The 13,244-nt window shown below is 48.3% G+C and carries 9 protein-coding genes; 8 read left to right on the top strand and 1 reads right to left on the bottom strand.

What is annotated here, in order from left to right:
• The first annotated feature begins 5 nt into the window (after positions 1-5).
• The 8 genes from JOE49_RS01470 to JOE49_RS01435 all read left to right on the top strand — a co-directional run bounded on the left by JOE49_RS01470 (position 6) and on the right by JOE49_RS01435 (position 11,565).
• Complete coding sequence (locus tag JOE49_RS01470; RefSeq protein ID WP_023990328.1) at positions 6-1,982, top strand: cbb3-type cytochrome c oxidase subunit I; 1,977 nt, start codon at positions 6-8, stop codon at positions 1,980-1,982.
• A complete protein-coding gene (cyoC, locus tag JOE49_RS01465; protein ID WP_023990327.1) occupies positions 1,982-2,590 on the top strand; it encodes a cytochrome o ubiquinol oxidase subunit III in 609 nt (202 codons plus the stop codon). The genes JOE49_RS01470 and cyoC overlap by 1 nt, the downstream gene beginning before the upstream one ends.
• Positions 2,591-2,926, top strand: coding sequence for a cytochrome o ubiquinol oxidase subunit IV (gene cyoD, locus JOE49_RS01460; RefSeq protein ID WP_023990326.1), 336 nt, complete (start codon positions 2,591-2,593; stop codon positions 2,924-2,926).
• A gap of 203 nt (positions 2,927-3,129) precedes the next feature.
• Positions 3,130-4,254 (top strand): NADH:flavin oxidoreductase, encoded by a 1,125-nt coding sequence (locus tag JOE49_RS01455; RefSeq protein ID WP_023990325.1) that lies wholly within the window; start codon positions 3,130-3,132, stop codon positions 4,252-4,254.
• A gap of 148 nt (positions 4,255-4,402) precedes the next feature.
• Entirely contained in the window at positions 4,403-4,771 is a 369-nt protein-coding gene (locus JOE49_RS01450) for an ArsR/SmtB family transcription factor (RefSeq protein ID WP_007432172.1), read from the top strand.
• Between the two features lie 190 nt (positions 4,772-4,961).
• Entirely contained in the window at positions 4,962-7,397 is a 2,436-nt protein-coding gene (locus JOE49_RS01445) for a heavy metal translocating P-type ATPase (RefSeq protein WP_209940450.1), read from the top strand.
• Between the two features lie 306 nt (positions 7,398-7,703).
• Complete coding sequence (locus JOE49_RS01440; RefSeq protein WP_209940449.1) at positions 7,704-9,155, top strand: aldolase/citrate lyase/malate synthase family protein; 1,452 nt, start codon at positions 7,704-7,706, stop codon at positions 9,153-9,155.
• 427 nt (positions 9,156-9,582) lie between these two features.
• Positions 9,583-11,565: a heavy metal translocating P-type ATPase gene (locus JOE49_RS01435; RefSeq protein ID WP_245248516.1), complete on the top strand. Its 1,983-nt coding sequence runs from the start codon at positions 9,583-9,585 to the stop codon at positions 11,563-11,565.
• Between the two features lie 146 nt (positions 11,566-11,711).
• On the opposite strand, the gene JOE49_RS01430 is transcribed toward JOE49_RS01435, so the two are convergent.
• A complete protein-coding gene (locus JOE49_RS01430) occupies positions 11,712-13,235 on the bottom strand; it encodes a DHA2 family efflux MFS transporter permease subunit (RefSeq protein WP_023990320.1) in 1,524 nt (507 codons plus the stop codon).
• Positions 13,236-13,244: the final 9 nt, after the last annotated feature.

Here is a 13,244-nt window from a genome sequence, read left to right as displayed (position 1 = left end):
CCCCAATGCTTGACAAAATAAAAGAGTTTGCATCCACTTTCTTCGTTACTGGAGACCCGATGATCTATGGAGCGGACGTTTCCATCGCACTAGCAACGATCGGGATCGTGTTTGTGCTCACTTATTTCAAAAAATGGGGCTGGCTTTGGAAAAACTGGTTGACTACCGTTGACCATAAAAAAGTCGGTATTATGTATATTCTTGCGGCCATCTTGATGTTATTCCGCGGAGGCGTGGATGCATTATTGATGCGTGTTCAACTTGCTACACCGGATGTTACACTACTGCATCCTGAGCATTACAACCAGATTTTCACAACACATGGCACGATCATGATCTTGTTTATGGCGATGCCGTTGATGTTTGGTTTGTTTAACATTGCCGTACCACTTCAAATTGGTGCGCGCGACGTTGCGTTCCCTTTCCTGAACGCATTGAGCTTCTGGCTTTTCTTTATGGGAGCGATGTTGTTCAACCTGTCCTTCGTTATCGGCGGTTCGCCAGATGCAGGTTGGTTGAGTTATCCACCGCTTTCAGAAATGCAATTTAGTCCCGGCGTTGGTCAGAACTTCTATATCTGGGGTATTCAGATTTCGGGTATAGGTTCATTGGCTACAGGGATCAACTTTATTGTTACTATCATTAAAATGCGTGCACCTGGTATGACTTGGATGAAGATTCCTGTCTTTACGTGGTCCGTATTTTCATCATGTGTTATTATCATTTTCGCGTTTCCAATTCTGACGGTTACTTTAGCCTTGCTATTCCTTGACCGCTTTGGAGGAGGACACTTCTTTACGCTTGATTTCGGCGGTAATCCGATGATGTATATCAACTTGATCTGGATGTGGGGTCACCCTGAGGTATACATTGTAGTTTTGCCGGCTTTCGGTATTTATTCCGAGGTCATCAGTGTATTCTCCAAAAAGAAATTGTTTGGATACAAGTCCATGGTTTACGCCATGTTCATTATTGCGATCTTGTCCTTCTTCACCTGGGCGCATCACTTCTTCACGATGGGATCAGGCGCAGATGTTAATGCATTCTTTGCGATTTCGACGATGGTTATCGCAATACCAACAGGGGTTAAAGTATTTAACTGGTTGTTCACGATGTATCGGGGTAAGATTACATTCAAGACCCCTATGATGTGGTCAATTGCTTTTATTCCTAACTTCTTGATTGCTGGTTTGACGGGCGTCATGTTGTCTGTAGCGCCTGCTGACTTCCAGTTCCATAACAGTTACTTCCTGATCGCTCACTTTCACTCCGCTCTGATTGGTGGTGTAGTGTTCGGTTACTTGGCAGGTCTGTACTATTGGTGGCCTAAAATGTTCGGTTTCACATTACCTGAAACGCCTGGTAAATGGGCTTTCTGGTTCTGGAACATCGGTTTCTATGTATGTTTTATTCCGCAATATTCTCTCGGTCTGATGGGTATGACGCGTCGTCTGAGCACTTATGGCTGGGATACCGGCTGGCAGCCGCTTAACCTCGTTTCGACCGTTGGGGCATTCTTGATGGGGATTGGTTTCTTGTTCCAGGTTCTTCAAATTCTTCTGGGCATCAAGAATTACCGCAAGCTGAAGGATACAACAGGCGACCCTTGGGGTGGCCATACGTTGGAATGGTCGATTCCTTCACCTGCACCGGAGTACAATTTTGCTACCATTCCACAAGTAGAAGAACGTGATGACTGGTGGGCAGAAAAAGATAAACGTGCAAAAGGTATTTTCAGAAAGCAGCCGCCAATTGAAGCGATTCATATGCCGAAGAACTCGGCGATTCCATTCATTATGTCGGTATTCTTTTTCATTGCAGGTTTCGGGTTCGTATTCGGATGGTCGTTCTTCTATATTCCAGGGTTGATCGGTGTGGCAATTTGTATGATTTGCCGTTCGTTCTTCTCCTATGATGGCGACTACTATATCCCTGCGGATGAAGTAAAACGCACGGAAGCGGCAATAAGGGGGTCTGTATAATGGCACAAGCAGCAGCACACCAAAGCCATGATCATGACCACGGGCATCACGATCCGCAAGAATTGAAGATGCTTGGTTTTTGGATCTTCCTCGTAACGGACGTAATCCTGTTCAGTACCTTGTTCGCAACCTTCGTCGTCCTTCGGAACAACACAGCCGGAGGACCGGGTGGCGCAGAGCTGTTTAACATGACGGGCGTTATTATTGAAACGTTCCTCTTGCTCACGAGCAGCTTCACAAGTGGTCTGGCTGTGTTGGCCATGAACAAAGGAAGCATGAAGGGATTAATTAACTGGTTAATCGTGACGGCGATCCTGGGTCTTGGTTTTATCGGTTTTGAGGTTTACGAGTTTGTTGAGTTGGTACACGAAGGAGCCAATTTTGGAACCAGCGCGTTCTTGTCGGCATTCTTCACTTTAGTCGGAACGCATGGACTTCACGTTTCGTTAGGTCTGGTTTGGATGATTGGACTCATGTTCCAGTTGAAGAAACGCGGGCTTACACCAGAGACGAAGGGCAAAGTTTCGGCATTGAGCTTGTACTGGCACTTTTTGGACGCTGTCTGGATCTTCTTGCTGACAGTCGTCTATTTGATGGGGGTGATGTAGATGGCACAGCATCAAACAGGAGCGGGTTCGCATGGTCATGATGATTCTCACGGTTCAGTGAAATCCTATGTTATCGGGTTTATTCTGTCCATCGTACTGACCATCATTCCTCTCGGTGTGGTTATGAATCATATGTTGAGCCGCACTTCGACCATGGTTGTTATTTTAGCCGCGGCAGTGCTGCAATTTCTGGTTCAGCTTTTCTTCTTCATGCACATTCGTGAAAGCAATGGACCACGCTGGAATGTCATGACTTTGATTTTCGGGGTAGTTATCCTGTTGACCATTGTTGGTGGTTCTGTATGGATTATGGAATACAACATGGTAGCACACTAATAAGTCAGGATTTTTGCAAAATCACTCAAGTACAAACGAATTAGGAAAGAAGAAGCGGACTTAGAGCCGCTTCTTCTTTTTTTGTGTAGCTTATTAAAAATAAAACTGTGGCTTCTTGAACTCAAGTTTACATATGTGTAAAATGGAATTGTATAACAGTAGAGTGAAAACGATAATACTAGTGGAGAGCGGAGGAAAAATTAATGAACACAGAATTACTGTTTAAACCTTTTAAGGCAGGTAATTTATCTCTTCCCAATCGGATTGTTATGGCGCCTATGACACGGAATTTTTCTCCTCAAGGTATTCCAGGGCCTGAAGTGGCCGCGTATTATCGTCGCCGTGCGGAAAATGCAGTTGGATTGATTATTACGGAGGGCACTGCTATTAATCATCCTGCAGCTGTGGAGCACACAAGCATTCCTAATTTTTATGGAGAGGGATTAGAGGGATGGGCCAAGGTAGTTGAGGAGGTTCATGCGGTAGGTGGCAAGATTATACCGCAGCTCTGGCATGTGGGTACGGCCCGTAAAATAGGTGCAGATAATCAACCGAATCCCGAGGCATTGCCTGTCGGTCCGTCCGGTATTTCTCCCGCTGGTGAAAAGGTGGTCGAGCCATTGACGGAGGCTGAGATTGCGGATATTATCTCCGCTTATGCTCAGGCCGCTGCCGATGCCCAGCGAGTGGGGTTTGACGGTATTGAGCTTCATGGAGCACATGGCTATTTAATCGATCAATTTTTCTGGGACAAAACGAATAAGCGCACCGATCAATACGGAGGCAATTTGGTCCAGCGTACTCGGTTTGCGGTGGAGGTCATTGAGGCTTGCCGTCGTGCAGTGGGGCCGAACTTCCCAATTGTACTGCGATTCTCCCAGTGGAAGATGTATCACTATGAAGAAAAGCTGGCACAGACACCACAGGAACTTGAACAGTTTCTCACTCCATTAGTGAAGGCCGGGGTGGATATATTCCATTGCTCAAGCCGCCGTTTTTGGGAACCGGAATTTGAAGGGTCTGATCTAAACCTGGCAGCTTGGACCAAAAAGATAACAGGCAAGCCAGTGATTACTGTGGGCTCGATTGGTTTGGAGAAGGCCTTTTTGAGTGATTTGGAAAAAAATAATAATCGTCAAACCGATCAATCCAGTAGTGTAGAGGCAAGATTAGAACAACTCGTGGGGCAAGTAGAACGAGAGGAAGCTGATCTGGTTGCGGTTGGGCGTGCTTTGTTGGTTGATCCAGCGTTTGCAGTGAAGTTACGTGATCAACAAATAGAAGAAATTATTCCTTACAGTGATGAAGTATTAAAGACGTTGAATTAAGCTTTATGTCGTGTAAAGCTATAGTGTTAGGCAAGCATTGAAACTTGGAAGTTTTCTGTTACAGGGCAAGCTGTAATATAAGCTATTCGTAAACTCTACGAATTTGCTATAATAGAAGCATCAAGTCGAAATACACGGGGTGAAAAGGATGAATTCTGAAACGGAAGCTTTGGATTGCGAGCCGGCTTGTCACGGTTCAGATCAGGAAATCGAGCGCATAAAATCTTCCCTTGTCGAGGATTCCATCGCATACAAAATGTCGGAGCTGTTTAAAGCACTGGGTGACCCGACACGGATTAAGCTGATTTATGCCCTGGCACAAAAAGAATTGTGTGTTCATGATCTGACCCAGGTGTTGAACATGGGACAATCTGCGGTATCCCACCAGCTTCGCTATTTGCGCAACCTGCGTATTGTCAAACGACGCAAGGAAGGCAAGACGGTGTTTTATTCACTGGATGATAATCATGTGGAGCAGATCTTTTTGCAAACCCATCAGCACATATCACATCAATGATTTTTTGGAATAAAACAACAGTAGGGCGCCAAGTGATTGGCGCTCTTTTGGCGTTTGTCCGTTGAAGTCGATTTTTTTGTTAAAAAGGGGCTAGAGTCATTGACTTTTGACCCTGATCCTGAATATAATGGCCTTAACAAATAATATATGAACAGTTGCTCATATATAGTTAATTGGAGGCCGATGGATTATGGATGCTCTAAAAAGAACGGAACGGCATGAATGGATTTTGGAAGGTTTGGATTGCGCCAACTGTGCTCTAAAGATTGAAAATGGAGTCAGTAAAATAGAAGGGGTCCTGGATTGCTCGGTCAATTTTGTTACGAAAACGTTGACGATGACCACAAGTTCGGATCAAAAAGAAGAGGTTTTTCGCCAGACTGAACGGAAGGTTCACAGACTCGAGCCGCATGTTCGAATGGTTGTAAAAAATGCTCGTGGACGCCTGCGTGAAGATAGTCGAAGCAATGCTGGTGCAGTACAGTCAGACTGCACAGAGGATTGTGCATGCGGTCATGAGCATCATAGTGAAGGGCATACACACGAGATCGGGCAACATGCGGCTCACAGCCACGCTGGTCATCATCATGGAGCACATGGCAAGCAAGCCCATACGCACGATGGAGACAACCACGGCGATCATGGACACGAGCATCACAACCACCATGCAGAGCACGAACATGGTGAAGCCACCCACGCTCATTCACATTCGCATGGAGATGATGGCCACGCTGGACATACGCATGATCACGGTACGGACGGTATGCGCCGCATGATTGCGCGTTTGGCTATTGGTGCGGTCGTTGCGGCTGTTGCCTGGTGGTTACCTGTCGAAGGTGTAGGCAAGCTGGCCCTATTTTTACTGGCATATATCATCGTTGGCGGTGATGTTGTCTTGCAGGCTGCACGCAGTTTGGTGCGTGGAATGGCCTTTGACGAATACTTCCTGATGACGCTGGCTACTGTGGGTGCATTTGCGATTGGGGAATACCCGGAAGGCGTAGCTGTCATGTTCTTTTATCAAATCGGAGAGCTGTTTCAAGGCATTGCAGTTAACCGTTCACGTAAGTCCATCAGTGATCTGATGGATATTAGACCGGACTATGCCAACCTGAAGACGGCTGAGTCCGTACGGAGAGTGTCCCCAGAAGACGTTCGCATTGGGGATTTGATTGTAATTAAGCCGGGCGAGAAGATCCCGCTGGATGGTAAGGTTATAGATGGTAAATCGCATGTGGATACCTCTGCGTTGACTGGTGAATCGGTGCCTCGTACTGTAGAGCCAGGAAGCAGTGTGTTGAGTGGATTTATCAATACGAACGGACTTCTAACGGTAGAGGTTAGCAAAGAATTTAGTGAATCCGCGGTCTCTAAAATTTTGGAATTAGTGCAAAATGCGAGTGCCAAAAAAGCGCCGACTGAAAAGTTTATCACGAAATTTTCCAGATACTATACTCCAGTAGTGGTTATTGTAGCGCTGTTGTTGGCGGTTGTTCCACCGCTTGTTGTGCCAGGTGCACAATTTGCAGATTGGGTATACCGTGCGCTTGTTTTCCTCGTTATTTCTTGTCCTTGTGCGCTGGTAGTATCCATTCCACTGGGCTTCTTTGGGGGAATCGGGGCAGCCTCCCGTTCAGGTATTCTGATCAAGGGCGGGAACTATCTTGAAGCTCTGAATCATGTGAAATACGCTGTTTTCGATAAAACGGGCACACTCACCAAAGGTGTTTTCCGTGTAACAGGGATTTATCCTGCCGGAGATTTTACAAACGAAAGCTTGCTCGAAACCGCCGCTTTGGCGGAGCTGCATTCCACACACCCTATTGCTGCGTCTTTGCGTGAATCCTACGGTAAAGAGCTCAGAGCAGACCGGGTTCAGCAATATAGTGAAATATCGGGTCACGGGATTCAGGCACAAATAGATGGTCGTCTGGTATCGGCCGGGAACGCCAAGCTGATGGAGCGGGAGCATGTGGCTTTTAACGCGGCGCAGCAAGCAGGGACGCTGGATGAAGGAACGGTCGTACATGTGGCTGTAGACGGAACGTATGCTGGGTGCATTCTGATTTCAGATGAGGTTAAGGAAGACGCAGCCCAAACGGTTGCTTCACTGAAAAAGTTGGGTGTGGTGAAAACCATCATGCTGACGGGTGACAATCGGACAGTTGCCGAGGCTGTAGGACGACAGCTGGGCTTGGATGAAGTACGGGCAGAGCTGTTACCTCAGCATAAAGCTGAAGCCATCGAGCAGTTGTCTGCAAGTAAAAAAACGAGCGACAAAATTTTGTTTGTAGGCGATGGGATTAATGATACACCCGTACTGGCGCTGGCAGATGTCGGTGTAGCGATGGGCGGTTTGGGATCGGATGCTGCGATTGAGGCGGCAGATATCGTAATCATGAACGACGAGCCTTCAAGGCTGGTTACGGCGATCCATATCGCTAAGCGCACACGTCGTATCGTATGGCAAAACATTATATTTGCGCTAGGCGTCAAAGCTGTGTTTCTTACGCTGGGAGCATTCGGTATTGCTACTATGTGGGAGGCTGTATTTTCCGATGTAGGTGTAACATTGCTAGCCGTATTGAATGTGATGCGTGTATTGAAGGTTCGTTCTTACGAATAAAAATAAACACCCCTGGGTTAGCATTGGATGTATAGGCATCCTGTGAAGACCGGGGGTGTTTATTTTATAGGTTCCTTTTTCGAGTGGTCTTGTGCCAGCAGTATAGAGATTTATTTTGGGATGTAGGGTGGTTGTGCCCAGATGTATAAATGTGTGGCGTGCCTAATACGTTAAGGTAGGGGCTTTACAGGTAAGGCCCATGTAAGATTCGGTTGCTCCATAATGAGTAAGCGTTTTCTTTGTTTGGAGGGGTACTCGAATTCGTGTGTGCCAACTTGCTGACGGAAGAAAGGATGGATTAATAGCATGGAGGCTAAACTGATGCATGTATTCGCAGAGCTGTTGGGTGGCAAAAACAGCCGGGATCTCAAAGTTCCAGAGTCGGGTACGGAGGCTGCTGCACAGAGGTTGGCTATGGAGACGTTAAGGGCAGGCAGCCATGAAGTATCTGCTACGCAGGAGGAAGATCCGTTGGGCTGGCTGGTTGGTTTAGCTGAGCAGGGCATAATCAGTCGAGCGGAGGCTTTGGTGGCTGCGAATCCGGAATTACTTGGGAAAACGATGCTGAATAACGACAACGATATTGGGCAAGCAATGGGCACACTCCTAAAATGGAGCGATGAATACAGGCGCACCTCCATACGGATTTATGCCGATGCTCCTGCAAGTTTGAGTCGCATCAGTACAGAGACAGCATCAGAAATAGGCAGTTTTGACGGTTATAGTCTTCTGCATGGTCCCTTGTCACAGGCATCTGGCCGCGTGGGGGAATTATGCTATGCCTATCTGGACGTAGCTGAGTCTGGACAGATGATTCATGCCCCTGACGGGGAGCCCGATCCCATCCTTATTCCCGGTTCTCGTGCATCTGACACGTACAAAACCTTTAACCAGGTATCTGGCCTGCCTGGATTGTGTGAGCATTTGTCCCGCCGAATTATCAGTTTGCTGGAAACAGAATATGAAGGCTTATTCGAGTCTTTGAACGGATCACCACTCACTATAGCCCTAATTGAGCAGAACAATGCAGTGGGTCTTGGAAGCCTGCAAGATATGCAGCTGGAGGCATTACTGCGTGCGGCGTTACGGAGCGTGCGGCAGGGGGGAGAACCCAAGCTGGAGATTATGGTGCGCAATCCGGCTGACGTGGACGAATTCCGGGCAACCCGAGACTGGATTGACGGCGTTGCGGAGCAGACCTTATGCGAACGTCTTCGGTGCATTCCATATCGGGTAGGCGTACTTTTGACAGTTGATCCTTCTTTGGTGCCTAACGTAAGCCAAACAGGGAACAGGCCAGCCGCACGGTCGGGGGAGTCAGCCAATTCCAATCACATGGCCGAAGTGAGCGCGCGACAGGTCAAGCAGGTGGCTCAAGCTGCAGATCTGGCACGTTTTGCCGATACGGTCATTTTAGAAGTCATACCAACTTCATCCGATGGCATTAGGGCTGCGGATCAGTTGATTCCATCCGATGTCAATGGTCATGAGAATACTAGTGATACGATAAAATGCATAATGGAGGCTGTTCGGCGTGTAAAGCCCGAGCTTCCTTTATGGGTAGCAATAGATGAAATTCACCAGTCTCTGGATGGGATTTCGATCTGGGAGAATGAGCTGACGGGGGTCATTTGCCCGGACACAGCAGTTCCCGCTGCACGCCTTGCGGCTGCACGTTTGGAACTGCAACAGCCCGCAGATCGTCAGCACACTTCAGGAACTGCACACAACCATGCGTGGAAGTTTCCTTTAGCCTGAAGATAACCCGAATTCATGTAATAGAGGATTTTGCAAAAATCCAATAAGCGACTTTCAATGAACAATATATAGATCGAAATGGTCTAGTTCGTCTATATATTGCACTTTGGAGCGACTGGAATCGAATTTTGCAAATCCTGAATAGGATACTTTAAATATGGAGGATACCTGCGGTGTTTGCGCGGGTATCTTTTTTATTTAGGCCATTACTGATTTACAAGTGGAAAAGAAAAGGTATATAATAAAACAAAAGTTTCACTAAACCAAAATAATTGTATATATGCAAAAATGATTATCATTCTCATTGCCAAACATGCTGCTTCGGGCTTCCCGAAGCAGCATGTGCTATTTTAAGGCACTTAACAATGGATATCATTCTCAATGAGATGCTAGTACAAGGAACAAAATATGAAAGGAACGTGACATGATGCAAGCTGCTCAACGATTACAAGATACATTGTCTTCCTCTAACCGAACCCTTTCAAAAAACAGTGGCAGCGGACGACCCGGTCCGAATCGCAAGCCGCAATTTCAGCTTAAAAGCATGCTGAAAAACAAGGAGATGCAAGCTGCTCTAGGTAGTGGATTGCTGATGCTAATGGCATGGGGGATTTCACATTGGTGGCAATGGCTATCGGTCATTCTGTATGTGGTGTCTTACGCCCTTGGGGGCTGGTCCAAAGCCAGAGAAGGGATCGAAACACTGATCCGAGAACATGATCTGGATGTTAATCTGCTCATGATCGCTGCCTCCCTAGGAGCTGCGGCCATTGGCTATTGGAATGAAGGAGCCATGCTGATCTTTATTTTTGCACTCAGTGGTGCGCTGGAGAGCTATACCACCGAGCGTAGTAGTAAGGATATTTCTGAGCTCATGGCGTTGAAGCCGGAAACGGCTTTGCGCTTGTCTCGCGAGGGGACGGAAACGGTCGGCATTGAGCAGCTGTTGCCAGGCGACCTGCTGCTGGTGAAGCCGGGCGAACTGATTCCGGCGGACGGGCGAATCTCCAAGGGCGTTTCGGCAGTGAATCAGGCATCTATTACCGGTGAATCTGTTCCGGTAAATAAGGTGGAAGGTGACGAAGTATATGCCGGCACCATTAATGGAGAAGGCGTGCTATATGTAGAGGTTAGTCAGTCCTCGGAGGACACTTTATTTTCAAAAATCATTCGTATGGTGGAAGAGGCTCAGACCGAAGTTCCTGATTCCCAGCGGTTTATTAAAACGTTCGAATCGGTGTACGCTCGAATTGTTGTTGCTGTCACGCTGATCGTCATTGCCGGTGCACCCATAGCATTAGGCTGGACGTGGGCAGCAGCGTTCTACAAGGCTATGGTGTTCCTCGTCGTGGCCTCACCCTGTGCGCTCGTGTCATCCATTATGCCAGTGATGCTATCGGCCATTTCCAACCGTGCCCGGCGGGGCATCCTGTTCAAAGGTGGCGCACATGTGGAGAATATGGCATTGACTTCTGTTGTTGCTTTTGACAAAACAGGCACGTTAACGATGGGGTCACCTGTCGTCACGGATTGGATTACCGCCGCAGAATACGATGCCGATGAGCTATTGCACATTGTCGCTACAATCGAAAGTTATTCTTTGCATCCGCTGGCGCGAGCGATTGTAGCCAAAGCCGAAGCTGAATTGGGACAGAGAGAGCTGCTCCCAACCGAGCAAGTGCAGGCACTCACCGGATGGGGGATGGAAGGCATCATAGGCGGGGTGAAGTGGAAAATCGGTCGTACAAATGTACTGGATGGACCTAGTCCTCTGGCAGAGCCACAGTGGATGGAGAGTCGGGCCCGGCTGGAAGCTGAGGGCAAAACCGTATCCATTATCCTCGCGGATGATCGGATTGCCGGGATGCTGGCACTACGCGACGAGCTGCGTCCGCAGGCCCAAGAGTCCGTGAAACGCCTGCAAGCGCAGGGGATCTGGGTCGTCATGCTGACCGGAGACCGTCCAGAAACGGCTGCTGTGATCGCGGGGCAGGCCGGAGTCGACGCCGTATATGCTGGCTTAATGCCGGAGGACAAAGTCAGCCATATTCGCATGCTGCGGGAGCAGTACGGGCATGTCGTCATGGTCGGCGACGGTGTGAATGACGCTCCAGCGTTGACTGCGGCAACCGTAGGACTAGGCATGGGGATGCATGGCAGCGGAGCAGCGCTAGAGGTCGCTGACGTGGTACTGATGAACGATGGAATCGAGGAGATTGCTCCGACGATAGCACTGGCGCGCAAGGCGCAGCGGGTGGTCAAACAAAATATGATCTTCGCGGTAAGTGTCATTTTGCTGCTTGTGATCAGCAACTTTGTGCAAGATATAGCCCTGCCATTTGGGGTTATTGGGCATGAAGGCAGCACATTACTTGTCATTTTGAATGGCCTGCGCTTATTGCGGTCATAGGACTAATAATTACAAGATAACAAACAGGAAGGAGCATTCATACCTCTTAAAATCCAAGGGGGTGAATGCTCCTTCTTTTGCAGTACTAGCCTATCTGTCTGAAAGGCAAGTTCATCTCATACCTCTAGTTCGCTAACGCTGTACGTCTATCTTCGTCGCGGTGTAGACCGTCGCAAGAACAAGGAAAACAATAGCCCTGCAAGCGCAATCCCTGTAGCAATGATGAAGGCATCATTAATGCCATGGATCGTCGATTCCGTAACAGCACTGCGGTACACCTGTTGTAGCGCCAACGCTGAACCACTTTCTGTTGAAACGCCCGCTGTTTGCGCGAGGGTTTGTCCCAACTGTGCTACTCCTTCGGTTAAAGGAACATTGGCGGTGGTAGCGACATTCGCATAATCCGCTACATGAATCGTGGTCCGGCTGCTCATTACAGTAATGAGCCAAGCGGTACCGATAGACCCAGCGATTTGCCGTACTGTGTTGGACATGGCTGTACCGTGGCTACCGAGATGGGCAGGTAGCTGGTTTAGCCCTTCCGTCTGGACGGACATCATCAGCAATGACATTCCGAAGCTGCGAATCGTATAGATGATCATAATATGTCCGTAGGTGGTGGCATCGGTCAGCAGACTGAATTCCCATGTCGTGACTGCCGTAATGATCAGTCCAATGATCGCCAACGGCCTCGCGCCGATACGGTCAAATACTGCCCCTGATATCGGTGACATCACACCCATCAGCAGTGCACCCGGCAACAGCAGCAGACCGGATTGCAGCGGTGTAAAGCCGCGTATATTTTGCAAATAGATCGGCAGCAGCAGCATCCCGCCGAACATTGTCATGTTGACGGTAGCCCCGACTAAGGTCGATACAGTGAAAATATCATATTTAAACACACGGAACTCCAGCATCGGTTGTATCATGTTCAGCTCACGTACGATAAACATTACAATAAACACAATCCCGGCAGCGAGTGTAAGTATTACCGTATTGCTACTCCAGCCTTTGTCTCCAGCTGAACTAAAGCCATACAGCAGAAAGCCAAAACCAAGGGTGGAAAAGATGGTTCCCAACAGGTCAAAGTTCGGTTTTGTTAGCTTGGATACATTTTTGAGCCAGCGTATGGCGAACAGAATATCAATGATCGCCAGCGGAATAACCAGCAAAAATAGCAGCCGCCAGCTGTAATGCTCCACAATCCAGCCGGATAAAGTCGGTCCAATCGCCGGGGCAAACATCATGGCGATCCCCATGGTACCCATGGCAGCGCCCCGTTTTTCCGGAGGAAACACAGTCAGGAACACGTTCATGACCACAGGCATGATGATGCCCGCTCCGCTGGCCTGGATAACGCGTCCAACCAGCATAGGCGCAAAGCCGGTACTGGCAGCACAGACGACAGACCCGGCAGTAAATAACCCCATCGCGGATATGAACAGCGCACGTGTTCCGAATGACTCAATCAGAAAAGCGGTGATTGGAATCAAAATCCCGTTGGTTAGCATATATCCGGTGGATAGCCATTGAACGGTCGTTGCAGATACATTGAAATCATTCATCAAGTGTGGAATGGCCACGTTAAGCAGCGTTTGATTCAAAATAGAAATGAAGGCGCCTAGCAGCAGCACGGACAGAATACGTCCGACGGACATTTTTTGATCCATGACAGCCTC

The organism is Paenibacillus sp. PvR133 (assembly GCF_017833155.1).
GTDB classification, from domain to species: domain Bacteria; phylum Bacillota; class Bacilli; order Paenibacillales; family Paenibacillaceae; genus Paenibacillus; species Paenibacillus polymyxa_B.
Note: the sequence above shows the minus strand (reverse complement) of the source record. Positions and strands in the feature narration are given on the sequence as shown.

What these genes read in the sequence shown, in the direction of transcription:
- JOE49_RS01470 (WP_023990328.1), top strand. Translation starts at nt 6, where the DNA reads ATGCTTGACAAAATAAAAGAGTTTGCATCCACTTTCTTCGTTACTGGA.
- cyoC (WP_023990327.1), top strand. Translation starts at nt 1,982, where the DNA reads ATGGCACAAGCAGCAGCACACCAAAGCCATGATCATGACCACGGGCAT.
- cyoD (WP_023990326.1), top strand. Translation starts at nt 2,591, where the DNA reads ATGGCACAGCATCAAACAGGAGCGGGTTCGCATGGTCATGATGATTCT.
- JOE49_RS01455 (WP_023990325.1), top strand. Translation starts at nt 3,130, where the DNA reads ATGAACACAGAATTACTGTTTAAACCTTTTAAGGCAGGTAATTTATCT.
- JOE49_RS01450 (WP_007432172.1), top strand. Translation starts at nt 4,403, where the DNA reads ATGAATTCTGAAACGGAAGCTTTGGATTGCGAGCCGGCTTGTCACGGT.
- JOE49_RS01445 (WP_209940450.1), top strand. Translation starts at nt 4,962, where the DNA reads ATGGATGCTCTAAAAAGAACGGAACGGCATGAATGGATTTTGGAAGGT.
- JOE49_RS01440 (WP_209940449.1), top strand. Translation starts at nt 7,704, where the DNA reads ATGGAGGCTAAACTGATGCATGTATTCGCAGAGCTGTTGGGTGGCAAA.
- JOE49_RS01435 (WP_245248516.1), top strand. Translation starts at nt 9,583, where the DNA reads ATGCAAGCTGCTCAACGATTACAAGATACATTGTCTTCCTCTAACCGA.
- JOE49_RS01430 (WP_023990320.1), bottom strand. Translation starts at nt 13,235, where the DNA reads ATGGATCAAAAAATGTCCGTCGGACGTATTCTGTCCGTGCTGCTGCTA.